The 26,286-nt window shown below is 65.8% G+C and carries 23 protein-coding genes; 11 read left to right on the top strand and 12 right to left on the bottom strand.

Features of this window, described 5'->3' with window-relative positions:
• Nucleotides 1-11 precede the first annotated feature (11 nt).
• From AC1DSF_RS03685 to AC1DSF_RS03670, 4 genes are read right to left on the bottom strand one after another with little or no spacing between them, the layout of a single operon-like run.
• Complete coding sequence (locus AC1DSF_RS03685) at nucleotides 12-449, bottom strand: hypothetical protein (RefSeq protein WP_478123525.1); 438 nt, start codon at nucleotides 447-449, stop codon at nucleotides 12-14.
• Nucleotides 446-3,568: an efflux RND transporter permease subunit gene (locus AC1DSF_RS03680; RefSeq protein WP_478123524.1), complete on the bottom strand. Its 3,123-nt coding sequence runs from the start codon at nucleotides 3,566-3,568 to the stop codon at nucleotides 446-448. The genes AC1DSF_RS03685 and AC1DSF_RS03680 overlap by 4 nt, the downstream gene beginning before the upstream one ends.
• A gap of 12 nt (nucleotides 3,569-3,580) precedes the next feature.
• Entirely contained in the window at nucleotides 3,581-4,747 is a 1,167-nt protein-coding gene (locus AC1DSF_RS03675) for an efflux RND transporter periplasmic adaptor subunit (RefSeq protein WP_478123523.1), read from the bottom strand.
• Nucleotides 4,744-6,249 (bottom strand): efflux transporter outer membrane subunit, encoded by a 1,506-nt coding sequence (locus AC1DSF_RS03670; RefSeq protein WP_478123522.1) that lies wholly within the window; start codon nucleotides 6,247-6,249, stop codon nucleotides 4,744-4,746. Before AC1DSF_RS03670 ends, AC1DSF_RS03675 begins: the two co-directional genes overlap by 4 nt.
• Nucleotides 6,250-6,447: 198 nt before the next feature.
• On the opposite strand from AC1DSF_RS03670, the gene AC1DSF_RS03665 reads away from it, so the two are divergent.
• The 8 genes from AC1DSF_RS03665 (at nucleotide 6,448) to AC1DSF_RS03630 (ending at nucleotide 14,515) form a co-directional block, all read left to right on the top strand.
• Nucleotides 6,448-7,977: a sigma-54 interaction domain-containing protein gene (locus AC1DSF_RS03665; RefSeq protein ID WP_478123521.1), complete on the top strand. Its 1,530-nt coding sequence runs from the start codon at nucleotides 6,448-6,450 to the stop codon at nucleotides 7,975-7,977.
• A 219-nt stretch (nucleotides 7,978-8,196) separates the two neighbouring features.
• Nucleotides 8,197-9,393, top strand: a complete 1,197-nt coding sequence (locus AC1DSF_RS03660) for a substrate-binding domain-containing protein (RefSeq protein WP_478123520.1) — start codon at nucleotides 8,197-8,199, stop codon at nucleotides 9,391-9,393.
• A gap of 154 nt (nucleotides 9,394-9,547) precedes the next feature.
• A complete protein-coding gene (locus AC1DSF_RS03655; protein WP_478123519.1) occupies nucleotides 9,548-10,312 on the top strand; it encodes an ABC transporter ATP-binding protein in 765 nt (254 codons plus the stop codon).
• Nucleotides 10,309-11,034 (top strand): ABC transporter ATP-binding protein, encoded by a 726-nt coding sequence (locus AC1DSF_RS03650; protein WP_478182347.1) that lies wholly within the window; start codon nucleotides 10,309-10,311, stop codon nucleotides 11,032-11,034. The genes AC1DSF_RS03655 and AC1DSF_RS03650 overlap by 4 nt, the downstream gene beginning before the upstream one ends.
• On the top strand, nucleotides 11,031-12,011 hold the full coding sequence (locus tag AC1DSF_RS03645) for a branched-chain amino acid ABC transporter permease (protein WP_478123517.1): 981 nt from the start codon (nucleotides 11,031-11,033) through the stop codon (nucleotides 12,009-12,011). Before AC1DSF_RS03650 ends, AC1DSF_RS03645 begins: the two co-directional genes overlap by 4 nt.
• Before the next feature lie 10 nt (nucleotides 12,012-12,021).
• On the top strand, nucleotides 12,022-13,086 hold the full coding sequence (locus tag AC1DSF_RS03640) for a branched-chain amino acid ABC transporter permease (protein WP_478144599.1): 1,065 nt from the start codon (nucleotides 12,022-12,024) through the stop codon (nucleotides 13,084-13,086).
• Nucleotides 13,083-13,958 (top strand): alpha/beta fold hydrolase, encoded by an 876-nt coding sequence (locus AC1DSF_RS03635; protein WP_478182346.1) that lies wholly within the window; start codon nucleotides 13,083-13,085, stop codon nucleotides 13,956-13,958. The genes AC1DSF_RS03640 and AC1DSF_RS03635 overlap by 4 nt, the downstream gene beginning before the upstream one ends.
• A 50-nt stretch (nucleotides 13,959-14,008) precedes the next feature.
• A complete protein-coding gene (locus AC1DSF_RS03630; protein WP_478182345.1) occupies nucleotides 14,009-14,515 on the top strand; it encodes a DUF1993 domain-containing protein in 507 nt (168 codons plus the stop codon).
• Nucleotides 14,516-14,520: 5 nt separating this feature from the next.
• On the opposite strand, the gene hemH is transcribed toward AC1DSF_RS03630, so the two are convergent.
• Entirely contained in the window at nucleotides 14,521-15,552 is a 1,032-nt protein-coding gene (hemH, locus tag AC1DSF_RS03625; RefSeq protein ID WP_478182344.1) for a ferrochelatase, read from the bottom strand.
• A gap of 15 nt (nucleotides 15,553-15,567) precedes the next feature.
• Here hemH and AC1DSF_RS03620 point away from each other — a divergent pair, with 15 nt between their 5' ends.
• Nucleotides 15,568-16,308 (top strand): HAD family hydrolase, encoded by a 741-nt coding sequence (locus AC1DSF_RS03620; protein WP_478123512.1) that lies wholly within the window; start codon nucleotides 15,568-15,570, stop codon nucleotides 16,306-16,308.
• Between the two features lie 11 nt (nucleotides 16,309-16,319).
• Here AC1DSF_RS03620 and AC1DSF_RS03615 read toward each other — a convergent pair whose 3' ends face one another.
• The 4 genes from AC1DSF_RS03615 to AC1DSF_RS03600 all read right to left on the bottom strand — a co-directional run bounded on the left by AC1DSF_RS03615 (nucleotide 16,320) and on the right by AC1DSF_RS03600 (nucleotide 19,441).
• Nucleotides 16,320-16,889, bottom strand: coding sequence for a hypothetical protein (locus tag AC1DSF_RS03615; protein ID WP_478123511.1), 570 nt, complete (start codon nucleotides 16,887-16,889; stop codon nucleotides 16,320-16,322).
• Nucleotides 16,889-17,560, bottom strand: coding sequence for a C39 family peptidase (locus AC1DSF_RS03610; protein ID WP_478123977.1), 672 nt, complete (start codon nucleotides 17,558-17,560; stop codon nucleotides 16,889-16,891). Before AC1DSF_RS03610 ends, AC1DSF_RS03615 begins: the two co-directional genes overlap by 1 nt.
• 19 nt (nucleotides 17,561-17,579) lie before the next feature.
• On the bottom strand, nucleotides 17,580-17,948 hold the full coding sequence (locus AC1DSF_RS03605) for a hypothetical protein (RefSeq protein WP_478182343.1): 369 nt from the start codon (nucleotides 17,946-17,948) through the stop codon (nucleotides 17,580-17,582).
• 92 nt (nucleotides 17,949-18,040) lie between these two features.
• The gene (locus AC1DSF_RS03600) at nucleotides 18,041-19,441 is read right to left on the bottom strand and encodes a hypothetical protein (protein WP_478182342.1); all 1,401 of its coding nucleotides are present in this window, start codon (nucleotides 19,439-19,441) and stop codon (nucleotides 18,041-18,043) included.
• Between the two features lie 566 nt (nucleotides 19,442-20,007).
• On the opposite strand from AC1DSF_RS03600, the gene AC1DSF_RS03595 reads away from it, so the two are divergent.
• Complete coding sequence (locus tag AC1DSF_RS03595) at nucleotides 20,008-21,378, top strand: acetate kinase (protein WP_478123508.1); 1,371 nt, start codon at nucleotides 20,008-20,010, stop codon at nucleotides 21,376-21,378.
• Nucleotides 21,379-21,395: 17 nt separating this feature from the next.
• Nucleotides 21,396-22,898: a sigma-54 dependent transcriptional regulator gene (locus AC1DSF_RS03590; protein WP_478123507.1), complete on the top strand. Its 1,503-nt coding sequence runs from the start codon at nucleotides 21,396-21,398 to the stop codon at nucleotides 22,896-22,898.
• Nucleotides 22,899-22,919: 21 nt separating this feature from the next.
• On the opposite strand, the gene hpnE is transcribed toward AC1DSF_RS03590, so the two are convergent.
• From hpnE to hpnC, 3 genes are all read right to left on the bottom strand, one after another.
• On the bottom strand, nucleotides 22,920-24,203 hold the full coding sequence (gene hpnE, locus AC1DSF_RS03585; protein WP_478123506.1) for a hydroxysqualene dehydroxylase HpnE: 1,284 nt from the start codon (nucleotides 24,201-24,203) through the stop codon (nucleotides 22,920-22,922).
• A gap of 268 nt (nucleotides 24,204-24,471) precedes the next feature.
• Nucleotides 24,472-25,311: a presqualene diphosphate synthase HpnD gene (gene hpnD / locus AC1DSF_RS03580; RefSeq protein WP_478123505.1), complete on the bottom strand. Its 840-nt coding sequence runs from the start codon at nucleotides 25,309-25,311 to the stop codon at nucleotides 24,472-24,474.
• 13 nt (nucleotides 25,312-25,324) lie between these two features.
• Complete coding sequence (hpnC, locus tag AC1DSF_RS03575; RefSeq protein ID WP_478123504.1) at nucleotides 25,325-26,221, bottom strand: squalene synthase HpnC; 897 nt, start codon at nucleotides 26,219-26,221, stop codon at nucleotides 25,325-25,327.
• Nucleotides 26,222-26,286 lie beyond the last annotated feature (65 nt).

The raw sequence follows: 26,286 nt of genomic DNA, 5'->3' as shown, positions 1-26,286 counted from the left end.
CCCTGTTCTGATCAGCGCGAAGGCTGGTTGGCTGGGGGCACCACCGTCGACCGGCCTTCGGGCGACCTCGCCGAGGCCGTGCCGCTGGAGGGCACCTGCGAGCCGTCGGGTGACACCACCGTCGATCGGCGATCAGGAGTCCGCTTGGTCGTGGTTCCGCTGGCAGGCACCGGGGCGCCTTCAGGGGTCACGACGGTAGAGCGCCGATCGGGTGTCCGGGTGGTGACATGGCGCGGAGGACCTCCGCGCGCGCGATCGAGGTCGTGGCCTGCCTTGCGCACGCAGGCTTCTCGCTCGGGTGCCGGGAGCTTTCCGCTATTGCACTCGGCGATTTGCGCGTCGAAGCGCTGCTGCGCATCGGCGTGGCCGGTGTGAGTCTGTGCGACAGACGCCGACGAGAGGCCCAGGATCGCGCTGGAAATCGCAGCAAGCCGAAGAATTCTGATCACGGTGTACCCCTGTCGATCGACGATTCGCCAAGTCTATCGCGCGGCTCATGAGTGCCGATGGAGCCGCGGATGCGCCGCGTCGTCTTGCGAATCCAATGCTCGATGTCGTCGATGTAGGTGAACACCGCCGGCACCACTAGCAGGCTCAACACCGTCGATGTGATGAGTCCGCCGATCACGGCCATCGCCATCGGCGAGCGGAAACTGGAGTCGGCAGCGCCAAATCCGAGTGCGATGGGCGTCATGCCCGCACCCATGGCGAGGGTGGTCATGATGATCGGGCGGGCGCGCTTGTGGCAGGCGTCCCGCAGTGCGTCCCAGCGGCTCATGCCATGGTCGCGGCGCGCGACGATGGCGTATTCGACCAACAGGATCGAGTTCTTGGTTGCAATGCCCATGAGCATGATCAGCCCGATCAGCGAAGGCATCGACAGTGCCTTCTGGCCGATCAGCAGCCCCACGAAGGCGCCGCCCAGTGCCAGCGGCAGCGCGCAAAGAATCGTGATCGGATGCAGGAAATCCTTGAACAGCAGCACCAGCACCACGTAGATGCAAAGCACGCCGGTCAGCATCGCCAGCCCGAAGCTCTGGAACAGCTCGGTCATGACTTCGGCGTCGCCCACCTCGGCCACGCGGACGCCGGGCGGCAGATGGCGAATCGAGGGCAGCTTCATCGCGGCGTCTTTTGCATCGCCAAGGCCGACGCCTGAGAGTTCGATCTCGAAATTGACGTTGCGCGACCGGTCGTAGCGGTCGATCACGGCCGGGCCGCCTTCCACCGTGAGCTGTGCGACCTGCTCGAGCATCACTGGTCCGTTGGTGCCCGGCAGCGCAAGGCGTCCGAGAAGTGCGAGATCTTGCCGCGCGGAATCTTCCAGCTTGACGACGATCGGCACCTGGCGCTGTGCAAGGTTCAGCTTGGGCAGGTTCTGGTCGTAGTCGCCGAGCGTGGCGACTCGCAGGGTGTCGGCGATGGCTGAACTGGTCACGCCGAGATCGGCTGCGGCCGCAAAATCCGGGCGCACTGCGATTTCCGGCCGGATCAGGCTTGCGGTCGAAGTGATGTTGCCAAGGCCGGGGATCGTGCGCAGGTCGCGTTCGACGGCGCGCGCGGCCTGGGTCAGCGCGGCCGGATCGTCGCCGCTCAAGGCCAGGATGTACTTTTCACCTGAGCCGCCGAGGCCCACGGTGCTGCGCACGCCGGGCAGGGTTTCAAGCGCGGCGCGGATCTTGTTCTCGATGACCTGCTTGCGCGGGCGATCGCCGCGAGGGTCGAGTTGAACCGTGAGCGTGGCCCTGCGTGTTTCCGGCGTGCCGAAATTCGCGAACGGGTCGCCGCCCGCGCTGCCACCGCCCACGGTGGTGTAGACGCTGCGCACATGCTCGATCGCCATCACGCGTCGCCGGGTTTCCTCGGCCGCGGCCGTGGTCTGCGCCAGCGTCGAACCCGGCGCCAGAGAGAGATACACCTGCGTCTGCGAGTTGTCGTCTGGCGGAATGAATCCGGTCTTGAGCAACGGGATCATCGCCACCGAACCGAAGAAGAAGAGGGTGGCCAGCACCATCGTCGTGAACCGATGCCTGAGGCACCACTCGGCCATGTGCATGTAGGCCGCGAGCCAGCGGGGCTCCTTCTCGGCCGTGACGATCGGCTTGAGGATGTAGGCCGCCATCATCGGCGTGAGCATCCGCGCCACGACCAGTGAAGCGAACACCGCGAGCGCAGCCGTCCACCCGAATTGCTTGAAGAACTTGCCAGCCACGCCGCTCATGAAAGCCGTCGGCAGAAAAACGGCGATCAGCGTGAAAGTGGTGGCGATCACCGCGAGCCCGATCTCGTCGGCCGCTTCCATCGCGGCCTGGTACGGCGTCTTGCCCATGCGCAAGTGGCGCACGATGTTCTCGACCTCGACGATGGCGTCGTCCACCAGGATGCCGACCACGAGAGACAACGCCAGCAGCGAGACCACGTTGATCGAAAAGCCGAGCAAATACATCCCGATGAATGCCGGAATGGCCGACATGGGCAGCGCCACCGCCGACACGAAAGTCGCGCGCCAGTCACGCAGGAACAGCCACACCACGACCACCGCCAGGATGGCGCCTTCATAAAGCAGATGCAGCGAGCCTTCGTATTCCTCGCGCACGGGCTCCACGAAATTGAAGGCTTCGGTGAGTTGAATGTCCGGCCGCTCGACACGCAACTGCTCAAGCGACTTCTGCACCGCCGCACCGACCTCGACCTCGCTCGCGCCGCGGCTGCGAGCGACCTCGAATCCGACCACCGGCTTGCCGTTCAGGAGGGCTGCCGCGCGTGGCTCGGCGATGGTGTCGCTGATGCGCCCGACCTGGTCGAGCCGTATGCGCCGGCCGTCCGAAAGCGCGATCTGCATGTCGGCGAGTTCGTCGGCAGACTGCACTGTCGCGAGCGTGCGCACCGGCTGCTCGCTGCCGCCCACGTCCGTGCGACCGCCAGCGCTTTCGGTTTGCACCTGGCGCAATTGGCGCGAGATGTCAGCGGCAGTGGCGCCCAGCGCTTGCAGCTTGCCGGGGTCGAGGTCGACGTGTACCTGCCGCGTCACACCGCCCACGCGGTTGACTGCGCCCACCCCGCTGATCGCCAGCAGCCGCCGCGTCACGTCGTTGTCGACGAACCACGACAGCGCTTCGTCGTCCATGCGGGTCGATGCGATGGTGAACGCAAGCACCGGTTGCGCCGCCAGGTCGAGTTTGGTGACGACCGGATCCCGCACATCGGCCGGCAAGTCGGCCCGCACGCGTTGCACGGCCGATCGCACGTCGTCTACGGCTTCCTGAACAGGCTTTTCGAGGCGGAACTCGACGATCAGCGTGACCGCGCCGTCCTGCACCTTCGTCGTGATGTGCTTCAGTCCCTGAACCGTGGCGATCGAGTTCTCGAGCTTGCGCGCGACATCGTTCTCAAGCTGCGACGGGGCCGCGCCGGGCAGCGATGCGGACACGGTCACCGTCGGCAGGTCGATGTCCGGGAAGTTCTGCACCTTCATCGCGTTGAAGGACAGCAGTCCCGCAAAGGTGAGCAGCACGAACAACATCACCGCCGGGATCGGGTTGCGGATGGACCAGGCCGACACATTCATGGTGGCTGCTCCTTACCTGGCGGCTTCGATCGAGGGCTTGACGCTGGCGGATTGCGATGCGGTGCCTTCGACGACGCGCACGAGGTCGCCGTCATTGAGGAAACCGGCGCCTTGCACGACCACGCGCGCGTTCGCGGGCAGCGGCGTCGTCACTTCAACGCGATCGCCCAGGCGCCGGCCGGTTTCGATGCGCACCATCGAGACGCGGTTGTCCGGCTGCAACACCAGCAGGTGATTGAATCCATCGCGCGGCACGACCGAAGCCTGCGGCACGGTGAGCGCACTGCTGTGGCCCAGCAGGAAATCGCCGCGCGCGAACATGCCGGCCTTGATGCCGGTGTTCTGCAGCACGTTGGGGATGTCGACATAGACGAGCGCGGCACGCGTCTTCGGGTCGACGGTCGGCGCCACGCTGCGCACCTTGCCCTCGACCTGCGCACCGCTCGCGCTGACGACGACTGCCGGCGTGCCGACGGCGATGCGGCCCAGTTCCGAGGAAGTGATTTCGGCGCGCCATTCGAGGCGGCCCTGCCGGATGAGCCGGAACAATTCGGTGCCCGCGGGAACCACGCTGCCCACGGTTGCCGTGCGCGAAGAGATCACGCCGTCATCGGGTGCCAGCACCTGGGTATTGCGGCCACGCACCTGCTGCGCTGCGAGCACCGCTTCGGCCGCCTCGACGCGCGCTTTCGCGGTCTGCTCTGCCGTCTGGTACTGGTTGATCTGCTGCTGGCTCATCGCGCCCGTGGCCTGCAGCGTGCGTGCCCGCGCGGCGGTGCCGGCCGCATCGGCGGCAGTGACGCGCGCCTCCGCCAGCGAGGCGCGCGCCTGGGCGACGTCGGCCTGCACGGTGTCGGCCGAGAAGACGGCCAGGACTTGGCCCTTCTTGACCACGTCACCCACGTTCACCCGCACTTCCGCGAGCTTCAAACCGGCGGATTCGGACCCGACGCTCGCTTCCTGCCATGCTGCGACATTGCCGTTGGCGGAGAGCGTGGCGTTGAGTTCGCTCGTCTCCGGCTTGGCGACCGTCACGGTCAAGGTCGGGCGAGCGGTCGCGGCTTCGCTGGGCGGGGGTCGGTCGGCTTGCTTGGCGCGCACGAGCCAGAAGGCCGCGCCGGCAAGGACCAGCACGATGACCAGTGCGGCAATGAGGGTGGAACGCTTCATTCTTTTCATGGTGACGGGGCAGCGGAAGATGTCGTGGTTGCCATGGATTCGGGGCGCGACCAGCCGCCGCCCATGGCGCGATAGAGCGCAACCCAGGCGTCGGCGCGCTCGCGCTGCAGCGCCACGCGCGCGGTCTGCGAGGTGAACAGCGTACGCCGCGCGTCCTCCAGGTCGAACAGGCTTGCAAGGCCGGTCGCGTAGCGTGCCTGCGTGGCATTGAAGGAGGTCTGGTAGTTGCTGACCGCGACGTCGGCATCGTTGGCGCGTTCGTTCGTGCTCTGCAGGTTGATCAGCGCTTCCTCGACTTCGCGCACGGCCTGGCGCACCTTGGCGCGGTAGAGGGCAGCGGCTTCGTCATACCGCACCTTCGCGGCCTCGGAATTGGCGGCGAGGGTGCCGCCGTCGAAGATCGGAACGGTCAGCGCCAGCGGCCCGATCGTCCAGGTGTCGAAACTTTCCCGGAAAACGCCGGCGCGCACTTGCAGGGTCGCAATGGAGCCCTGCAGCGTCAGCCGCGGAAAGCGTTGCGCCAGGGCAGCGCCGGCATCGGCGCTGGCGGCTGCAACAGCCTGCTGGGCGGCAAAGACATCGGGACGCTGCGCGAGCGCTTCGGCCGGCACGCTGTGGACCGCCTGCACTGCCGGAAGCGCGACGTCGATCGGAGCGGCATCGAGCCGGACCTTGAGCGTGGCGTCCTCGATGCCGGTCAAGGCGACCAACGCCTGCTGCTGCACCGCGCACAGGGCGCGCTGCTGCGTGAGGCGCCCGGATGCCTCGGCGGCGCTCGCACGCGCCAGCGCGGCATCCGCCGGTGCCGTGAAGCCGGCCCGCATCGACAGGTCGGTCAGCCGTGCCGTTTCGGCGCGCGATTGCGCATCGGACGTCGACACGACGAGCTGACGCCGGCAGGCGCGTTCGGCGAGGTAGCTGTTGGCCGTCTCGGCCGCGACCGAGACTCGCGCGTCGTCCCAATTGGCATCAGCGCCCATGAGCCGCGCCTGGCTCGCATCGCGGCTGGCACGCAGGCCTCCGAACAGATCGATTTCCCAGTTCGATTGCAGTCCCGCTTGCAGGGTGGTGATCGCGGGCAGCGTGGTGCTGAGGCCATCCGTTGCGGTGCCTGACGTTGGCGCGGTGAGGCCGCTGGTCGGCGAGTTGCCGCGGCTGGCCGAAGCGGTGCCGTTGAGATTCGGCACGAGCGCTGCGCCCGCTGCGACGCGCGTGGCCCGCGCTTCGGCGATTCGCGCACCGGCGCTGGCGACGGTCGGAGCAGCGGCTTCGGCTGCGAAGATCAGGTCGACCAGCAACGGATCGTTCAGTTGGCGCCACCATTCCGCGAGGCTCGGGAGCGAACCGCCGTGAGGCAGGGCGGCCGTGGAAGCGGGCAGTGGCGTGCTCCACTGGGCCGGTGTCGGTGCCTCGACCTTTTCAGGCGGGCGTGGGACTGCGCAGGCGGTGAGCAGCAGCACAGAGGCGACGAGCGTGAGCGCCGGAAGCCGGGGATTCCTCATGAGTTCGGGGTTCCGCAAAAAAGGAGGCGTGTCGGGCGAGCCGGTAAGGACGGGCGTGAACCGGTGGATTGCCCGCGCGCCGCCATGGGCCGATGAGCCCTGCAAGGGGCGGAGCATAGCAAGCCGGCACGCCGCAAATCGTCGGTGCCCGCCGCGTGACAAAGGGCATCGGCCGAAGCCGCGCGCTACGATCCCGCCATGCCATCCGCCACCGCCGCTCCACCCGCATTGCCGCTCGATGCCGAAGGCATCCTTGCGCTCGCCGCGCGATCGATGTTCCATCTGTTCTCGAGCATCAGCCAGGGGATGTTCCTCGTCGATCGAGGCGGCCGCATCGTCTGGGTCAACGAGGGCTACCGCCGGTTTTTGCCGGCGCTCGGCTTTTCATCGATCGACCAGTTTCTCGGCCATCAGGTGGAAGACGTGATCCCGAACACGCAGATGGGCCGCGTGCTGGAAACCGGCGAGCCGATCCTGATCGACCTGCTGACCAACAAGGCCGGCACCTTCGTCGTCAGCCGCATTCCGCTGCGTGAGGAAGGCGAGGGCGCCGCGCTCGGGGACGTCATCGGCGCGATCGGCATCGTGCTGTTCGATCATCCTGAAACCACCCTGCAGCCGCTCATCAGCAAGTTTGCACTGCTGCAGCGCGACCTGGACGACGCACGCCGCGAGCTGGCGAGCCAGCGCAACAACCCGCTCTATCAGCAGTCACCCGACGGCCAGCGGCGCTCCAAATACACCTTTGCCAGCTTTATCGGCAGCAGCCCGGCTGCGGTGGAGGTCAAGCGCCATGCGCGACGCGCGGCGCAGTCGTCCAGCCCGGTGCTGCTGCTCGGCGAAACCGGCACGGGCAAGGAACTGCTCGCCCATGCCATCCACGCGGCATCGACCCGGGCCAAAGGTCCCTTCGTCAGCGTCAACATTGCGGCCGTGCCCGACACGCTGCTCGAAGCCGAATTCTTCGGCGTCGCGCCCGGCGCTTTCACCGGCGCCGACCGCAAGGCGCGCGAGGGCAAGTTCAAGCTGGCGGACGGCGGCACCTTGTTCCTCGACGAAATCGGTGACATGCCGCTCGGGCTGCAGGCCAAGCTGTTGCGTGCACTTCAGGAAGGCGAGATCGAGCCATTGGGATCGAACAAGCTGGTGCCTTTCGATGCCCGCGTGATTGCCGCGACCTCGCGTGATCTGGCGGCGCTGGTGCGCGAGGGCCGCTTTCGTGAAGACCTGTACTACCGCCTCAACGTGCTGCCGGTGCGCGTGCCGCCCTTGCGCGAGCGGCGCAGTGATATCCCCGCCCTCGTCGAAGCATTGGGCGAGGACATGGCCTTTCGCAGCGGCGAGGCGCCGCCCGAACTCACGCCCGACGCCATGGCGCTGCTCGCCGCGCAGCACTGGCGCGGCAACATCCGCGAACTGCGCAACGTGCTGGAGCAGGTGACCATGCGCAGCGATTCGCAGCGCATCGACGCAGCGCAGCTCGAACGCATCCTGCGCGAAGCCGGCCAGGAGCAGATCGCCGCACCGACAAAGATGCAGGCCGAACCCTCGAGCGCCGAGGAAGAAAGCGCCGCCTTGCTGCGACCCCTCGCCCAGCAGGTCGCCGAACTAGAGCGCAAGGCAATCGCCGCCGCCATGTCAGCCACCGGCGGCAACAAGCTAGCAACCTCGCGCCTGCTCGGCATCTCCCGCGCGACCCTGTACGAACGTCTGGAAAACCCTGAATAAACAAAATACAAATGTCTGAAATAAAGACATAAACACCGTCTGAATTTCAGCCATTCCCATCGGGTACCAGAAACCCCGCGGAACCGGCTTCGCCGGGCCGCTGGGGTTGCCCCCGGTAGGGGGTTGGCGAAGCGACACGAAGTGCGCGCAGCCTGGGGGCGAGCAACAGCATGGCATGAACTGTGCAATATTCAGCCACACATTTTCAGGAGACAAAGAATGCAACGTCGTTACCTCGTCGCGCTGGCAACCCTTGCCATCGCGGGAGCCTCCGCCTTGACCGCTCCGGCCTCGGCCCAGCCCAACGAGATCCGCATCGCCCACATCTACAGCAAGACCGGTCCGCTCGAAGCCTATGGCAAGCAGACGCAGACCGGCCTCATGATGGGCTTCGATTACGCGACCGGCGGCACGATGGAGGTCAACGGCAAGAAGATCGTCGTGATCGAAAAGGATGATCAAGGCAAGCCCGATCTTGGCAAGTCGCTGTTGGCCGCGGCCTACGCCGACGACAAGGCCGCGCTGGCGATTGGCCCGACGTCATCCGGCGTCGCGCTGGCAATGCTGCCGGTCGCTGAGGAATACAAGAAGATCCTGCTGGTCGAGCCCGCGGTGGCCGATTCCATCACTGGCGACAAGTGGAACAAGTACATCTTCCGCACCGGCCGCAACAGCTCGCAGGACGCCATCAGCAATGCGGTCGCGATCGACAAGCCCGGTGTCACAGTCGCCACGCTGGCGCAGGACAACGCCTTCGGCCGCGACGGCGTGAAGGCTTTCAAGGACGCCCTCAAGAAGGCCAAGCTCGCGCATGAGGAATACCTCCCGCCCGCGACGACCGACTTCACCGCGGGTGCGCAACGCCTCATCGACGCGCTCAAGGACAAGCCGGGCCGCAAGATCATCTGGATCGTCTGGGCGGGCGCGGGCAATCCGTTCAAGATCGTCGACCTCGACCTGAAGCGCTACAACATCGAGATCGCGACAGGCGGCAACATCCTGCCGGCCATGGCGGCCTACAAGGCGCTGCCGGGGATGGAGGGTGCGGCCTACTACTACTTCGGAATCCCGAAGAACCCGGTCAACGACGCGATGGTGTCGATGCACTACAAGGAATTCAAGTCGCCGCCGGACTTCTTCACCGCTGGTGGTTTCTCTGCGGCAATGGCGGTGGTGACTGCGCTCAAGAAGACGGGCGGCGACACCAACACCAACAAGCTCATCTCGACCATGGAAGGCATGAGCTTCGACACGCCCAAGGGCAAGATGACTTTCCGCAAGGAAGACCATCAGGCGATGCAGAGCATGTACCACTTCAAGATCAAGGTGGACCCAGCATTCGCGTGGGGCGTGCCTGAACTCGTGCACGAGATCAAGCCCGAAGAGATGGACATCCCGATCCGGAATAAGCGGTAGAGCGCTACCCCCAGGCTGCGCGCACTTCGTGTCGCTCCGCCTACCCCCTTTCAGGGGGCAACACCAGCGGCCCGGCAAAGCCGGTTCCGCGGTGTTTCACGAACTGGCTTCGCTGCGCTTGCCGGGAGACGGGGCGCGGTGTGCGGAATACTTGATGCTCGAAACTCGAAATCTCACGATTCGCTTTGGCGGACACGTGGCGGTGAATGCCGTCAGCTGCGCTTTCGCGCCTGGCACATTGACTGCGATTGTTGGCCCGAATGGAGCTGGCAAGACGACGTACTTCAATCTCATCTCCGGGCAGTTGAAGGCTACGGAGGGGACTGTCTCGCTCGACGGGCAATTGCTGTCCGGATTGCCGGCTTCGGCTCGCACGCGGGCGGGGCTGGGGCGTGCTTTTCAGCTGACCAATCTTTTTCCGAACCTCACGGTTCTGGAAAACGTGCGGCTGGCCGTGCAGGCGACGCGCGAAGGTGCGCATCGACGGGGCCTCAATCTCTGGAGCATCTGGAGTGATCACCGGGCGCTGACCAAGCGGGCCGACCAGATCCTGGCGGACGTCGCGCTGAAGTCGAAGGAGCACGCGAGCGTCGCGAGCCTGCCGCATGGCGATCAGCGCAAGCTCGAAGTCGCACTGCTGATGGCGCTGGAGCCGAAGGTGTTCATGTTCGATGAGCCGACCGCTGGCATGAATGCAGCGGAGGCGCCGGTCATCCTCGACCTGATCCGCGCGCTGAAGAAAGACAAGACAAAGACGATCCTGCTGGTGGAGCACAAGATGGATGTGGTGCGCGAACTGGCCGACCGGATCATCGTGCTGCACAACGGCCAGTTGGTGGCCGATGGCGAACCGGCCGAGGTCATTGCGTCGCCGGTGGTGCAGGAAGCCTATCTGGGCGTCGCGAAGGAGGGCGCATGAGCGACAACCTGCTGGAGATGACCGGCGTGCACACGCACATCGGCGCGTATCACATCTTGCACGGCGTTGAACTCGCGGTGCCGAAGGGGCAGCTCACGATGCTGCTGGGCCGCAATGGCGCGGGCAAGACCACGACGCTGCGGACCATCATGGGCCTGTGGCATGCGTCGCAGGGCGCCGTTCGCTTCGGCGGCAAGGACATCACCGCGCTGCACACGCCGCAGATCGCCGAGCTCGGCATTGCCTATGTGCCGGAGAACATGGGCATCTTCTCGGATCTGACGGTCAAGGAGAACATGCTGCTTGCCGCACGCGGTGCGAAGAACGCCGAGCAGATGGACGACAAGCGCCTGCAGTGGATCTTCAAGCTGTTCCCGGCCGTCGAGAAGTTCTGGAATCATCCCGCAGGCAAGCTGTCGGGTGGGCAGAAGCAGATGCTGGCGGTGTCGCGTGCCATCGTCGAGCCGCGTGAGTTGCTCATCATCGATGAGCCGAGCAAGGGTCTTGCGCCGGCCATCATCAACAACATGATCGATGCTTTCAGCGAACTGAAGCGCAGCGGCGTGACGATCCTGCTGGTCGAGCAGAACATCAACTTTGCGCAACGTCTCGGTGACACCGTGGCCGTGATGGACAACGGCGTCGTCGTGCACAGCGGAAGCATGGCGGCGTTCTCTGCGGACGAGCAGTTGCAGCAGTCGCTGCTGGGGCTGGCTTTATGAAGATGGATTTTGACTGGAAGCCGCTGGCTCTGGTGCCAGTGCTTGCGCTGATCGCGCTGCCGTTGACGGGCTCCTTCTCGACCTGGCTCACGCTGACGGTTGCGGGGCTCGCAATGGGCATGATCATCTTCATCATCGCCTCGGGCCTCACTTTGGTTTTCGGGCTGATGGACGTGCTGAATTTTGGCCACGGCGTGTTCATCGCACTCGGCGCCTTTGTCGCCAGCAGCGTGCTTGGCGGCATGAGCGACTGGACCGGTTCGCAGGAGCTCTGGCGCAACCTCGTTGCCGTGTTCCCTGCGATGCTGGTTGCGATGGCCGTCGCGGGCGCGGTCGGACTGGCGTTCGAACGCTTCATCGTGCGGCCCGTGTACGGACAGCACCTGAAGCAGATCCTCATCACGATGGGCGGAATGATCATCGGCGAGGAGATGATCAAGGTCATCTGGGGCCCTGGGCAGATTCCGCTGCCCTTGCCCGATGCACTGCGCGGTTCGCTGCTCGTGGGAGACGCGGCCATCAGCAAATACCGAATCCTCGCGGTCATCGTCGGTGCTTTCGTATTTGGCCTCTTGGCCTGGACGCTGGGCCGTACCAAGATCGGACTGCTGATTCGCGCGGGCGTGCAGGATCGCGAAATGGTCGAGTCGCTCGGCTATCGCATCGGACGGCTTTTCATCGGCGTCTTCGTGGTGGGCAGTGCGCTCGCGGGCCTCGGCGGCGTGATGTGGGGGCTCTTCCAGCAGAACCTGGTTCCGCAGATGGGTTCGCAGGTCAACGTGCTGATCTTCATCGTGATCATCATCGGTGGCCTGGGCTCGACCACTGGCGCGCTGATCGGCGCCTTGCTCGTCGGGCTGATGAACAACTACACGGGGTTCTTGCTGCCGGCGTTGACGCAGTTCGCCAGCATCTTCCTGATGGTGGCCGTGCTGCTGTGGCGTCCGCAGGGTGTGTACCCGGTGGCGAACCGTTGAAGGGACGATCATGCTGACCCGTCTTCTTTCCAACGACCTGCCGCGCAGCCGGCTGCTGGCAGTGTTGCTCGCGGTGCTGGTGCTCGGCCTTGCATTCGCGCCCTTCATCTTCCCGGGCGTCAAGGCGCTCAGTGTTGCCGCCAAGGTGCTGGTGTTCATCGTGCTGGTCGCGAGCTTCGACCTGCTGCTGGGCTACACGGGCATTGTGAGCTTTGCGCAGACGATGTTCTTCGGCATCGGCGCCTATGGCATTGCGATCTCGGCGAGCCGGCTCGGCGCAGGGTGGGGCGCGCTGCTCATCGGGCTGGGTGCGGCGCTTGCGATCTCGCTCGTGCTGTCGCTTGCAATCGGGCTCTTTTCGCTGCGTGTGCGCGCAATCTTCTTCGCGATGATCACGCTGGCGGTGGCTTCGGCGTTCCAGACGCTGGCCTCGCAACTGTCGGATTTCACCGGCGGGGAAGACGGGCTGACCTTCAAGCTGCCTGAACTGATCTCGCCGAGCTTCGAGTTTTCGGAAGAGCCGTTCCTCGGTGTGTCACTCGACGGGCGCTTGCTGTGCTACTACCTGCTCTTTGTGCTGGCGGTAGTGCTCGTGCTGGCGCTGCTGCGCATCGTGAATTCGCCGTTCGGCCGCGTGCTGCAGGCGATCCGCGAAAACGAGTTCCGCGCCGAGGCGATCGGCTATCGGGTGGTGGTCTATCGCACGACAGCATCCGTGCTGTCCGCGCTGTTCGCCACGCTGGCGGGCGCGATGCTCGCGGTCTGGCTGCGCTACAACGGGCCGGACACTTCACTGAGCTTCGAAATCATGATCGATGTGCTGCTGATCGTGGTGATCGGCGGCATGGGCACGATCTACGGCGCAGTGATCGGCGCTGTGATCTTCGTCATCGCGCAGAGCTATCTGCAGGACCTGCTCCGCCTCGGGAGTGAAGCCGTGAGCGGCGTGCCTTTGCTCGCCGCGCTGCTGTCGCCTGACCGCTGGCTGCTGTGGCTCGGCGTTCTGTTCGTGCTCTCGGTCTACTACTTTCCGACCGGCATCGTCGGCCGTCTCCGTGCAAGGGCATCGCGATGAAATCACCGACTTCGAACTACGCGCAACTCGCGGGCCGCGAGATCCACTGGATGGATTGGGGCCACGCGGACGGCCAGGTGATCGTCGCCTGGCATGGTCTCGCGCGCACCTGCCGCGACATGGACGAACTCGCGGCGCATTTCGCCGAGCGGGGCTTTCGCGTGATCTGCCCGGACACCATCGGCCGTGGTCTGAGCCAATGGAGCCCTGCGCCGGACGATGAATACCAGTTGTCCTTTTACGCGCGGGTGGCGACGGCGTTCTTCGATGAATTGAAGCTCACGAATGTCCATTGGGTCGGCACGTCGATGGGCGGGGCGATCGGCATGGTTTGCGCGGGCGGGATCGCCGAACCTTCGATGAAGCCGCGCATCGCAAGCCTGGTGCTCAACGACAACGCGCCCCAGATCGCCGATGCGGCGGTCGAACGCATTCGCTCGTACGCCGGCAAGCCGCCGGCCTTCGACACGGTGGCCGAGCTCGAAACCTTCTTTCGCATCGTCTACAAGCCTTACGGTTGGCTCAGCGATGCGCAGTGGCGGCGGCTCACCGAGACGTCGACACGCCGGCTGCCCGATGGCCGGGTGACGCCGCATTACGACCCCGCCATGGTTCGGCAGTTCACCGCGCATCCCGACGACTACCTGCTGTGGTCGCACTACGACGCGATCGACGTGCCCGTGCTGTGCCTGCGTGGTGTCGATTCGGATCTGGTCCTGCGTGAGACGCTGGACGAGATGCGCGGCCGAGGGCCCGGCGTGAAGGGGCGGCTGCAGATCATCGAGGTGCCGGGATGCGGCCATGCGCCAGCGCTCAACGTGCCGGAGCACCTGGCGCCGATCGAAGCCTTTATTCGCGCCGCCAGCATCTGAGCGCCGGGGGCCGCACAATCGTGCCGCCTCTTTCAACTCGGAGTCATTTCATGGCGCTCTCGCTCTACGACGTTTCCGTCCCGGTGTTCATTCGCGGACTCGGCCAACTCACGCACATCCTGGACAAAGGCCTTGCACACGCGCAAGAAGCCGGCATCGATCCTTCGGAACTCGTCAGCGCGCGTCTCGCGCCGGACATGTTCACGCTGGCCGGGCAGGTCCAGAGTGCGAGCGATGCCGCGAAGTTCGGCACCGCGCGCCTCGCGGGCGTTACCGCGCCGAGCTTTGCGGACGACGAAACGACCTACGCACAACTGCAGGCGCGGATCGCGAAGACGGTCGACTATCTGCAGACCGTGGATCGGTCATTGATCGATGGCGCCGAGGAGCGCGAGATCACGATGAAGGTGCGCGGCACTGAACTGAAGTTTCCGGCCCAGCGCTACCTGCTGCAGTTCTCGCTGCCCAACTTCTTTTTCCATGTCACCACGGCGTATGACGTGCTGCGTCACAGTGGCGTACCTGTGGGCAAGCCCGACTATCTGGGACGCCTCTGATCCGCTCAGGCTGCCCGAGTGGGCCAGCCCGCCAGGTGGCGGTCAGCGATGGCTGCCAGCGCCGTGATCCAGACGGTGCTGTCGTTGAGACAGGGGATGTAGTGAAAGGTCTTGCCCCCGGCTTGGAGGAATGCATCGCGACCTTCCATCGCGATTTCTTCCAGGGTCTCGAGGCAGTCCGCCGGAAAGCCGGGACACATCACGTCGACGCGCGAAACACGCGCGCTGCCGAGTTCGCGCAGGGTGGGCTCGGTGTAGGGCTGTAGCCATTTCGCGCGGCCGAAGCGCGACTGAAAGGTGACGCGATATTGAGCCGGCGTCAGGCGCAAGCGTTCGGCCAGGAGCCGCGCCGTGGCAAGGCATTGCGCCTGGTAGGGGTCGCCCAGTTTGATATTGCGCTCCGGAATGCCGTGGAAGCTCATCACGAGCTGGTCGGGCCGGCCGTTCTGCTGCCAATAGCGCATCACGCTCTGCGCCAGCGCGTCGATATAGCCGGGGTCGTCGTGATAGTCGTTGACGAAGCGAAATTCCGGCAAGCGGCGCACGCGTGCGCTCCACGCATTCACGGCGTCGACCACGCTCGCGGTGGTGGTGGACGAATACTGCGGATAGGCCTGCAGCACGAGCACCCGGGTCACGCCTTGCGCCTTGAGCTCGTCCAGCCGGCTTGCGATCGAAGGCTGGCCGTAGCGCATCGCGTCTCGAACCGACACGCGATGCCCGCTTTCGCCGAGCCAGCCGTTCAAGAGAGTCGCTTGCTTTTTCGTCCAGACCTTGAGGGGCGAGCCCTCCGGTGTCCAGATGCTGGCGTACTTGGCGGCTGACTTCGCGGGCCGTGTGCGCAGAATGATTCCGTGCAGGATCAGCGCCCAGACTGCGCGCGGTATCTCGACCACGCGCGGGTCGCCGAGAAAGTCTGCAAGGTAAGGGCGCACCGCCTGCGCCGTAGGCTCGTCGGGGGAGCCCAGGTTGCACCAGAGCACGGCAGTGCGATCCTGGGCATTCTCGGCAGCGGGCGGTTCGTCTCGAAAGGGCATGCGATATTCTCGACCATGGCCCACGCGACCCCCGATTCCATCACCCTCGACGTGAAGCGCATCGCCGCGATTTCGCTCGATCTCGACGACACGCTGTGGCCGATCTGGCCCACCATCGAACGCGCCGAGCGCGTCTTGCACGAATGGCTGCTGCGTGAAGCGCCCAAGACCGCCAACCTGCTCATCACGCCGGGCATCCTGCGCGAACTGCGCGAAGCCACTGAAAAAGAGCGTTCCGATCTGGCGCACGATCTCAGCGCAATGCGACGCGAATCGATTCGAGCGGCGTTGCGCCGCTCGGGTGAAGACCCTGCGCTGGCGGAGCCGGCCTTCGATGTCTTCTTTGCCGAGCGCCAACGCGTCGAGCTCTACGACGACGCCTTGCCCGCGCTCAAATGGCTCAGCGAGCGCTATCCGCTGGTAGCGATTTCCAACGGCAATGCCGACGTGCATCGGACCGGCGTCGGGCGCTGGTTTCGTGCCGCGTTCAACGCACGTGAATTCGGCAGTGGCAAACCGCATGCCGCGATCTTCCGCGCTGCGGCCGCGTCCGTCGCAGTGCAACCCGAAGCCGTGCTGCACGTCGGTGATGACGCGGCGCTGGACGTGGTCGGCGCGCTCGGCGCCGGTATGCAGGCCGCATGGCTGGTGCGCGACGAGCGGCCGTGGGAGCACGACGCGCATCCGCAGCTCATCGTGCCGAACCTGCACGCACTCTGCGTGGCGCTGATGCCCGGCAGCAGCCGCGCGGATTGAGGTCGAGTCGCTCAGCGCGAGCCGACGGCGCGCAAGAGGCTGTCGTTCAGTGTCGACAGTGTGTTCAGGTTCTTGACCATTCCGGCTGAGTTGCTGCTCGCGTTGATGACCGTCTGATTCACGATGTGCTGGTTGTCCAGCGTGTTCTGGATCACGGTGCCGAAGGCGACGCCGCCTTGCTGCGCCTGAACGGTGTTACCGGGGCCGTTCTGGACCAGGTTCAGGCTCGCCATCTGCTTGTTGAGCTGCGTGGCCTGGGCCGGAGTGAGGTCTCTGACATGGCTGAAGTCGAGCGTCGTCTGTGTCACGAGGCTGCCGTTGATGTAGGTCGCGCGCGAGATTCCGAAGCTCACCAGCAGGCCGGTGCCCGGGTCGAAGCCGCCGCGCATGTGGTCCAGTTTCTGGTCGCTGACGGTCATCCATACGCCGGCGCTGGGTTCTTCGGGATCGGGTCCGGCCGCTTGTGCCGGCAGCGCTGGCAAAAGGGCGCTGCCGAAAAGCAGGCACAGGCCGAGCCGCAATCCGGCGCGGGCAAAAGGGAAGCCAGAAGGCAAGCCAAAAGGGAAGCGGATGTCGTTCATCAGAATTCCCCGGGTCCCAGCTTCGGCATCGTGACCTGCCAAAGCCCGTCGCGGCTGATGCCTTGCTGCCCGATGGGCGCATGCGGAGCGACGCGCCAGTCAGCGGCCAGGTTGAACTTGGCCGTGTCCATGCGGTTGTGAATGACGAAGAGCAGCCCGTTTTTCCAGCTCTCGTCGAAAGCCTTGCGCGCCACCGCCCGTGTGCCCTGGGCGGGGTCGCCGACAAGTACGCGACCGTCCTGCAGGCCCTTGACCACGACGAAGTGGTGATAGCCGTTCGTGTTGATCAGGACGATGGCGGGGATGCGCGCTTGGCTCAGCCTCTCGAGCGGCTGTTCGAAGCCGTCGGCGTCGAAGCCGTGCGCAGCGAGATATCTCTTCATGTCGAGCAGCGAGAAGCCTTCCTTGTGGATCTTCTCCTGGTCGCCGTTCTCGTACATCTCCTTGAACACCGCCTCTTCGGTGACTGGATAGTTGTAGTGGTGCGTGAGCAGGGTGGCAACAGCGGCCGATCCACAACTGAAGTCGTACTTCTGGATCAGCGTGCGCCCCGTCTTCGCCTGCTTCAGGCTCGTGATGGGCATGGTGACGTCGCCCATCCCCAGCGACAGATAGGCCCGCTGGGCCGGCGCTGCGGTGGCTGCAGCGAGCAGTGCGACGGAAAGCAGCATGCGGCGCACGGCGCTCTCCTCAGTTCATCTGCAGATGAAGAATCACCGCGTTCTGTATGAGCACATTCGCGCCGCTGTTCTGGATCACGACCGGCAAGCCGTTCATGTTCGCGAACGAGCCCGCGCTGATGGTGTTGTCGCCCGTGTTGACGTTGCGTGCCGAGTTGTCGGCGGTGGTGCCGTTCAGGGTCATGTCGTTGCGAACCATGTCGGTGCCGCCCCGATAGCCCGACAGCTTGTCAGGGTCGACCGGCGTTGCGACGAAGGCCACGCGCTCGGCCTTGACCGGCGCATCGCCGACCGGCTCGATGCCCTGCGCCGTTGCAAGCGTCGGCAGCAGGAACCCCAGGGCCGCGCAAGCGGTCCCGCAGAGAGTGATGAATTTCATGGCGTCTCCCCCTTGGCCAGCTATTAAGGCGAGCCGACGCGCGCCCGCGCAGCCGTCACGCTGCACAGGCGCTCATCGGACTTCGCTGTCGATCAGCGACCCACGCTCAGGTTCGCCTGGACGTTCACGCTCTGCTGCACCAGCGACGACACGCCGCTGTTCTGGTTCGCGACCATGATGCCCGCTGCTGTTTGACCGACGCTCGTCATGGTGTTGGACATGTTGAACGTGCCGGCATTGACCGTCACCGTTCCGCCGCCGCCACCGACGCCGCCATTGCCCACGCCGCCGGTTCCGCCGTTGCCGGTGTTGGTTCCGCCTGCGCCGCCGGCGCCGCCCGTCCCGCTACCGCCTGCTCCGCCAGCGCCGGCAGTGTTGTTGCCGTTGCTCGCGCTGCCGTTGGTGGCGCTGCCGTTCGTGCTCGAGCCGCCTGCTCCGCCTGTCCCTGCGCCGCCGGTCTGGGTGCTGGTTGCGGTGCTGGTGGCCGCTCCACCGCCGCCGMCTGAACCGCCTGCTCCACCGGCACCTGTGGCGCCGCTCGCGCCGCCTGCGCCTGCCGTGCTGGTCGATGTGCCGGCTCCGCCTGCACCGCTCGCGCCGCCTGCGCCTGCCGTGCCGCTGGCACCGCCCGCACCGCCTGCGCCGCCGGCTGCGCCCGCACCGCCAGAGCCGCCAGCGCCCAACCCGCCGAGTCCACCTGAACCACCGCCGCCGCCGTTGCCACCCGAGCCTGCCGAGGTGCCGCCGGAGCTTCCGCCACCGCCGCCACCGCCGCTCCTGCCGCCCAGCGCAGCGGACAGGCTGCCGCTGCTTCCGCCACGGCCGCTGTCGCCGCTCGAGCCGCCGCGTCCGCCGTCGCCGCCACTGGATGAGGCGCGTCCGCTGTTGGCGAAGCCAGCCGCGATGCCGCCGAGGCCGTTACCGCCGTCACCCGCTGCCGAACCGCCGTTCGTGGCGCTGCCATGCGTGATGGCGCCGTTGGATGCGCTCCCTCCCACCGCACCGACTGCGCCGGCGCCAGTGGCGCCGTTGCCGCCCGTGCCCGAGGCCGTGCCGCCCCTGCCGGTGCCGCCGGTGCCGCCCGCGCCGCGTCCACCAGCCGCGGAACCCAGGTTGTAGGCCACGTTGCCGATGCCGGAGACGGAGTTGTTCGACACCGTACCGCTGAGATTGCTGCTCGCCGTCGCGGTCGTCTTGTTGAAGTTGAAAGCGTTGTCGAACGTCCCCGTCGAGCCGTTGTTCAGCGCTGCGGAACGAGCGGCACTGGCCTCTGCATCACCGGTCCGGGTGCGCGAATGCGTGCTGCTGTCAGTGCGGGTTCGCGTACTGCTGTCCGTGTAGGTACTGCTGTCGGTGTACGAATGCGTGCTGCTGTCCGTATTCGTATTGGTGTCCGCGCCGCGCCCTGATGGTCCGGCCGTCTGATCGGCCCACACTGCCCCGCTGAACCCGAAGGCAAGCGCAATGGCCGAAGCCAAAAGTGTCTTTTTCATGAACCCTCCAAAAAGTTGAACAAGCTTGGTATTGACGTGCGTCGCCGCAAATCAGAGGCCGCGGTGCAACTTCGGTGCCAGCAAATTACGGCTTGTTGCGCGCAGGCGCTCCCTCATTGGGACAAGCATGCACGCGACGATTCGGGCGACTTGCGTACCGGGCGTTTCACGTGTCCCAAAGGGGCTGTTTTTCACTGGGGGTGTCACATCCGCTTGACGGCAAATCGTGCGCGAATCGGCGCGGCGAGGGCGCAGCGCCAGCGCTGACCGCGCTTGCGCCGGAATGCATCGAGAGTCGTGCTGTGTCTCAACCATGGGACACGGGCGCCGGACCTTATCGCGCGCTCTCGCGAGTGCTGCGATAGACGCGCGGAAGGCTGCCAAGTCGTGCCGTCGACCCCGTCCGCGAACGCTTTCGTGTCTCGACTGCAACACCTTCGAGACACCACCACGGCTGCCCCTCGGTCGCTTACCTTTGTTTTCAAATTCGCCTTGGCGAAAAGTTAACAAAACGTATACGCTGCCGCCGGGACCTCGCGTACGAAGAAGCAGAACGAGAGGGAAAGATGGAGACAATTCGCCCGCACAGGGCGCTGGTGCTACTTGCATGCTCTTCCGTGGCATGGTCGAGCGCCATCGCGCAATCACAAGGTCAAGGCACATCGGCTGCCCGTAATGCCAACAAGCGCATAGAGACGCTTCAGCATCAGGTGACAGAGCAGGGTCGCCAGATCGACGCCTTGCGGCAGCAGGCTGCAGAGCAGGAGAGCCGCTACAAGGAACTCTCCGATCGTCTCAATGCCCAGGCGCAGACGGTCAACCAGGTTGCCCAGGAGCCGCGCGTGCTGCGTGCTCCGGGCTCGAAGCCGGAGCTGGAGAGCGCCGCCGCACCCAATGCAGCCAATGCAGCCGGCCAGGCCGCTGAGGACACGTCGACGAGGCCCGTGCGCGTCGGCGTCGCGCCCAGCGAGGAAATCCAGGCACCGCCGGTGGCGCAGATCTTCGAGGAACCCGGCATCCTCACGCCGAAGGGCAAGTTCGTCTTCGAGCCATCGCTGCAATACGGCTACTCGTCAAGCAATCAGGTGGCGCTCGTGGGGTACACAGTCATCCCGGCGATCCTGATCGGCTTGGTCGACGTGCGGCAATACAAGAACAACACCTTCGTTGCCGCACTGACCGGTCGCTGGGGCGTGACCAACCGCACGGAGCTTGAATTGAAGCTCCCATACCTCAACCGTTCGAACAACACCATCAGCCGCGAAATCTTCACCGGCTCTGCTTTCGACAACGTGTTCGATACACACGGCAACGGCATGGGCGACCTCGAGGCTGCGGTGCGCTATCAGATCGCGGATGGGCGAGACAACAACAAGCCCTACATCGTCGGCGGCCTGCGCTTCAAGGCGCGCAACGGCAAGGACCCCTTCGAGGTAGCGACCGATTGCGTGACGCGCTGCATCGGCAACACCACGGGCACGGGGCTGCCCCTCGAACTCCCGACAGGCTCCGGCTTCTATTCATTGCAGCCGAGCCTCAACTTCCTGCTGCCATCCGATCCGGCCGTCTTCTTCGGCGGACTCAGCTACACCTACAACTTCGCGCGCAAGGATGTCAGCCGCACCGTGCTGAACGGCCAGACCGAGTTTCTCGGCGACGTGCAGGCGGGTGGCGTGTTCGGCATGAATTTCGGGATGGGCATGGCACTCAATGAGCGCTCGTCCTTCAGCCTCGGCGTGGAACTCTATTCCGTCGCGCCCACGAAGCAGAACGGCCAGACGGTGCTCGGCTCGGTACGCACGCAGCTCGCATCGCTGCTGCTGGGTTACTCGTATCGCTACAGCGACAAGACAGTCTTCAACGTGAGCGTGGGTGCGGGCCTGACGCGCGACACCCCGGACCTCCAGCTGACCGTCAGGCTGCCGATGTCGTTCTAACCGTCTGGTGCCTCGCGATGCAACCCGGGAGCATTCTCTGCGTGACGCTGGGTGGCGGCGCGGCCGACGTGGTGGATCGGCTGGTCGCGCGCGGATGGGACGTGACGCAGGTCGGCGACCTGGTGGCGGCCGGCCGCATGCAGGCGCACCGGCATTTCAAAGTCGGCATGTTGATCGTGGGGCCGACGCTGAATGCGCCCGAGGCCGCCGTTGAAGCCTGTGTCAATGGCTCGCCGGGTTCCGAATGGGTGAGCGTGTGCGACCCGCATGCGCTGGAGTCCGCCGGATTTCGCGAACTGGTGCTCGGATGCTTCTTCGACCATCAGGTGATGCCAGTCGATCTTGAGGAGCTGGAGCGAACCTTGGCGCATGCCAGCCAGCGCGCGATGCTTCGCCATCGGCACGACGCGGCGCACAGCCACGCGATCGACGCGCTCGGCATGGTGGGGCAGGGGCCCGCGATCACGCGCTTGCGCCAACAGATCCGCAAGGTCGCGGCGACCGATGCGCCGGTCCTGATCGGCGGCGAAAGCGGCAGCGGCAAGGAGCTTGCCGCGCGCGCGATCCATCAATGCTCGCAGCGATCGGCCGGACCTTTCGTCGCGGTCAACTGCGGAGCCATCTCGCCGTCATTGATCCAGTCGGAACTGTTCGGGCATGAGCGCGGCGCATTCACGGGGGCTTCGTCGGAGCGGCGCGGGCTGATCGAAGCTGCGAACGGCGGCACGATCTTCCTCGACGAGATCGGCGATCTCCCGCTCGAGCTGCAAACCAATCTGCTGCGCTTCCTGCAAGAGAAGACCATCAGCCGGGTCGGGGCTGTTCGCAACCTGCATGTCGATGTGCGCGTGGTGGCCGCGTCGCACGTGGACTTGGCGGAGGCCGTGGCTGTCGGGCAGTTTCGCGACGATCTTTTTTATCGGCTCAACGTTCTTTCGATCGAAGTCGCGCCATTGCGGCGGCGCATGGAAGACGTGCCGATCCTCGCGGAGTATTTCTTTCAGCGCTGTGCCGCCAAGAGCAGGGCACGCGTGAAGGGGTTCAGCCGCCAGGCGGTCGCGGCCATGCTGGCGCACGCCTGGCCGGGCAATGTACGGGAGCTCTTCAACCGTGTGCAGCGCGCCGTCGTCATGACGGACCGTCGTCTGATCGGGCCGACCGATCTAGGCCTCATGCCAGCGGACAACCCGGTCGGCATGGGATTGGATGCGGCGCGCACGGCGGCCGAGCGCGACGTCATCGTGCTCACGCTGACGCGCGTTGGCCGCAACGTCACGCATGCGGCGCGCGAACTCGGCGTCTCGCGAATGACCTTGTACCGGCTGATGGACAAGCACAGCATCGCGCTCGACACGCAGCCGCGTCCGCACGTGACGCCGCAGTGGCCATCGCCTCCGCCAATGCGAACGGCGCCGGCCACCGCGGTTCGGCCGATCGATGCGATCCTGAACGTGAACCCTCCGGCCAGTGGCTTTCTGGCTGACTGGGAGGGGGCAGGCAAGCCAGTCGGCCGAGCTTGAATCGGCGCAGATGCTGCGCGATCAGATCGTTGCAGCAGCGGCAATGGCGCTGCGAACGGCGCCTTCGAGCGTTCCGGGATAGCCGCTTTCGACATAGTCGCCGCAGGCAACAAGACCCGGCGCCACATGCATCGATGGCCTGACCAACCCCGGCGTGCATGCGAAGGTCGCGCGCCGTTCGATCACCGTCAACACCGGCTGCAATCCGTCTTGCCCCAACTGAGAGCGCGCCTGTGCCTGCACCTGCCACTGAAGTGCCTCGCGATCGTCGGTGCTCGCGCTGATCACGAAAGCGAGCAGGCCACGCGGACCACCGAGCCGGCCGCGATCGAACGCGAACTGCGCCGGCGCCTCGGGCGTGCTGCGCAAGGCAAGAAAGGGTGCGGAGAGCGCCGCCCCTTCGCCATAAAGATAGACCGTGGTGATCGCTTCGTGCGTCAGCGCCTCGGCCACGGCGGACCAGCGCGGCGCGAGGTCCGCCGCAAGACGCGCGGCTTCCCAGGGCGCGCAGGCGAGCACGACCCGATCGAAGGGCTCATCGTCAACCAGCCAGCCGTCGCCTTGCCGAGTGATGGCGCGCACGCGGCGTCCAAGTTCAGTCCTCGCCCCTTGCCGGCGCAACCAGCGGTCCGCGGCATCCGGAAAGATCGCCCCGAGATCGACCCGCGGCAGCAGCAAGTGCGAGCCGCCCGGCGTGCGAAACAGCGCCTGCTCCAACACGTGCAGGAAGACCTTGCCGCTGGCCTGATCGGCCGGCGTGTTGAGTGCCGAGACGCACAGCGGATCGGTGAGTTCGGCGCGCACTCGCGGCGTGAGCGTGGCGCAAAGGCCGGCCACCGTTTGCCGTTCATCGCAGACAAAGCCTTGCCGCTGCCATTGCAAGGAGGTCCTGAGCAGCGACAACTTGTCCTGCCAGGACCACCCGCGCGCGCCGACGACGCCCGCCAGCACATCCAGCGGCGCGATCCGTCGCGTTGCCCGATCGAGCCAGCGGGGCAGTAGCGGCAGCGAGAGCCCTGTGCCGTCCGGAAACCGAAGCGTGAGCGGCATCCGCTGCAAAGCGGCATCCACGTCCACGCCAACACGCGCCATCAGACCCAGCGAATCGGTATAGGCACCAATCAGGATGTGCTGCCCGTTGTCCAGCATCACCCGTTCCCCGTCGGGCAAAGTCGCCGCGAGTGCGCGCGCCCGCCCGCCCCAATTGCGCGCCGCTTCAAAGACACTGACCGAATGCCCCGCACGCACCGCCTCCACGGCGCACGCCAACCCAGCCCATCCCCCGCCCACGATAAGGACATTCAAGGCTCGCCCCCAGGCTCGCTCACTTCGTGTAGCCGCCCACCCCCTACCGGGGGCAACACTGGCGGCCTGGCGAAGCCAGTTCCGCGGTGTTTCACCAACGGGCCTGGCTGCGCCGGCCTCGGGGAACGCGCGCTGCGGTTGTCTGTGGGCTGCGCGCAGCGCGCCTGTTCGTGGGCCGCGGCGGAACCGGCTTTGCCGGGCCGCAGCGCGGCGCCCCCGGCAGGGGGTGGGCGCCCGGACACGAAGTGCCGGGCAACCTGGGGGGGAGTCATAACTTGCCTAGCGCCTGGACGCGCCATGCCAGCCAGAGTTTGCGTACGGGGGTCAGGCTCACACGCTGGTTGAGCACCTGGAAGTTGTCGCGCTCGATCTCCGTCAACAACGTGCGGTAGATGCTCGCCATCATCAGTCCGGGCTTCTGCATGCGCCGGTCCGCTGGGGGGAGCAGGGCGAGGGCTTCGTCGTACGCGGCCTGCGCGCGATCCGCCTGGAACTTCATCAGTGCGACGAAGCGATCCGAGTGCACGCGGTTGAGGATCTCATGCGCCTTGACGTCGAACTGCTGCAGTTCATTGACCGGCAGGTAGATTCGTCCGCGCAAGGCGTCTTCTCCGATATCGCGAATGATGTTGGTCAACTGAAGCGCAAGGCCGAGCTTGTGCGCGTATTGCGTGGTTTGCGGATCGGTCTGCCCGAAGATGCGCGCCGCGCCTTCTCCGACCACGCCGGCCACCAGATGGCAGTAGCGCCGCAAGGCTGGAAAGTCGAGATAGCGCGTCTGGTCGAGGTCCATCTGGCAGCCGTCGATCACTTCGTGCAACTGGCGTTCCTCGATGCCGTAGGCCGCCGCATGCGGCATCAGCGCCTGCATCACCGGATGGTGTGGCTGGCCTGCGAACGACTGCGCGACTTCGGTGCGCCACCAGGCGAGCTTGGTGGCGGCGACACCCGGATCGCTTGTTTCGTCGACCACGTCGTCGACTTCCCTGCAGAACGCATAGAAGGCGGTGATCGCCGCACGGCGCGGCTTCGGGAGAAACAGGAACGCGTAATAAAAACTGCTGCCCGACGCAGCGGCCTTGTCCTGGACGTACTGCTCGGGGGTCATCGTGCGGGCCTCTTCATGCGGGCGATTGTCTCCGCATCCGCAGGGCCCGCCATGCGAGCAGCGGCACATCGGACTTGCCGATGGTAGGGCGATGCGAGAAGGTGTCGCAGCCCAGCGCCTCGATCTTGTCGAGGATGCGGCTGCCACCCTGGACGACGAAGCGCAGTTCCCATCCGGCGCGGCCGGGCAGGCGATGAACGAGCGGTTTGCCTTCATGCATCAGTTCGCGTGCCCAGGCGACCTGCTCGGCGACCAGCGAAATCGCACCCGGCGGTGCGGGCGCAGGCGCCAGTGGCCGGAAGGCATTGAAGTCGTGCGCATTCAGCCCGTGCGCGGTGACGTCGCTGCGCGGCAGGTAATGGCGGCCGCGCGGCAGATCGACACTCAGGTCCTGCCAGAAATTGATCAGTTGCAGCGCCGTGCAAATCGCATCGCTCTGGCCGAGCGCGTGCGCGTCGTTCACGCCATACAAATGAAGCAGCAATCTGCCGACGGGGTTGGCCGAGCGGCGGCAGTAGTCGAGCAACTCGGCGCGGTCGGCGTAGCCCGCGCCGTCGCGGGTCTTCTGGATGTCCTGCATGAAGGCCGAGAGAAGATCGGCGAGCAAGCTCTCAGGGAGCGCGAAGGCATGCATGGCGTGCGCGAGCGGGCCGAAGACTTCGGGCCAGCGATTCGAGGGTGCTGCCTTGCGCGCGACAGCGGCCAGATCAGCGCGAAACGCCCGAAGATCGTCCAGGCGCTGCGCGGCGCTGGCGTCGCCTTCGTCGGCAATATCGTCCGCCGTGCGTGCGAATTGGTAGATGGCGGCAATCGGCGGCCGCAAGCGGGGCGGACACAACCACGAGGCGACGGGGAAATTCTCGTAGTGGGCCGGCGAGGCGGCGATAGCGGGAGGCGGGATGGATGACACGCCGCGGATTGTGCGACACGGCCAAGGGGGCGGGCACGGGTACGATCCGCCCCTGGGGAGATTCC

The organism is Variovorax sp. 01N429 (genome assembly GCF_056399425.1).
This window is presented reverse-complemented; position numbering and strand designations above follow the sequence as displayed.

Coding starts and splice junctions, on each gene's coding strand:
- AC1DSF_RS03645 (WP_478123517.1), top strand. CDS start 11,031: ATGAAGATGGATTTTGACTGGAAGCCGCTGGCTCTGGTGCCAGTGCTT.
- AC1DSF_RS03640 (WP_478144599.1), top strand. CDS start 12,022: ATGCTGACCCGTCTTCTTTCCAACGACCTGCCGCGCAGCCGGCTGCTG.
- AC1DSF_RS03610 (WP_478123977.1), bottom strand. CDS start 17,560: ATGCTGCTTTCCGTCGCACTGCTCGCTGCAGCCACCGCAGCGCCGGCC.
- AC1DSF_RS03590 (WP_478123507.1), top strand. CDS start 21,396: ATGCAACCCGGGAGCATTCTCTGCGTGACGCTGGGTGGCGGCGCGGCC.
- AC1DSF_RS03615 (WP_478123511.1), bottom strand. CDS start 16,889: ATGAACGACATCCGCTTCCCTTTTGGCTTGCCTTCTGGCTTCCCTTTT.
- AC1DSF_RS03650 (WP_478182347.1), top strand. CDS start 10,309: ATGAGCGACAACCTGCTGGAGATGACCGGCGTGCACACGCACATCGGC.
- AC1DSF_RS03635 (WP_478182346.1), top strand. CDS start 13,083: ATGAAATCACCGACTTCGAACTACGCGCAACTCGCGGGCCGCGAGATC.
- AC1DSF_RS03660 (WP_478123520.1), top strand. CDS start 8,197: ATGCAACGTCGTTACCTCGTCGCGCTGGCAACCCTTGCCATCGCGGGA.
- hpnD (WP_478123505.1), bottom strand. CDS start 25,311: ATGACCCCCGAGCAGTACGTCCAGGACAAGGCCGCTGCGTCGGGCAGC.
- AC1DSF_RS03655 (WP_478123519.1), top strand. CDS start 9,548: ATGCTCGAAACTCGAAATCTCACGATTCGCTTTGGCGGACACGTGGCG.
- AC1DSF_RS03595 (WP_478123508.1), top strand. CDS start 20,008: ATGGAGACAATTCGCCCGCACAGGGCGCTGGTGCTACTTGCATGCTCT.
- AC1DSF_RS03620 (WP_478123512.1), top strand. CDS start 15,568: ATGGCCCACGCGACCCCCGATTCCATCACCCTCGACGTGAAGCGCATC.
- AC1DSF_RS03675 (WP_478123523.1), bottom strand. CDS start 4,747: ATGAAAAGAATGAAGCGTTCCACCCTCATTGCCGCACTGGTCATCGTG.
- AC1DSF_RS03605 (WP_478182343.1), bottom strand. CDS start 17,948: ATGAAATTCATCACTCTCTGCGGGACCGCTTGCGCGGCCCTGGGGTTC.
- hemH (WP_478182344.1), bottom strand. CDS start 15,552: ATGCCCTTTCGAGACGAACCGCCCGCTGCCGAGAATGCCCAGGATCGC.
- AC1DSF_RS03665 (WP_478123521.1), top strand. CDS start 6,448: ATGCCATCCGCCACCGCCGCTCCACCCGCATTGCCGCTCGATGCCGAA.
- AC1DSF_RS03630 (WP_478182345.1), top strand. CDS start 14,009: ATGGCGCTCTCGCTCTACGACGTTTCCGTCCCGGTGTTCATTCGCGGA.
- AC1DSF_RS03680 (WP_478123524.1), bottom strand. CDS start 3,568: ATGAATGTGTCGGCCTGGTCCATCCGCAACCCGATCCCGGCGGTGATG.
- AC1DSF_RS03670 (WP_478123522.1), bottom strand. CDS start 6,249: ATGAGGAATCCCCGGCTTCCGGCGCTCACGCTCGTCGCCTCTGTGCTG.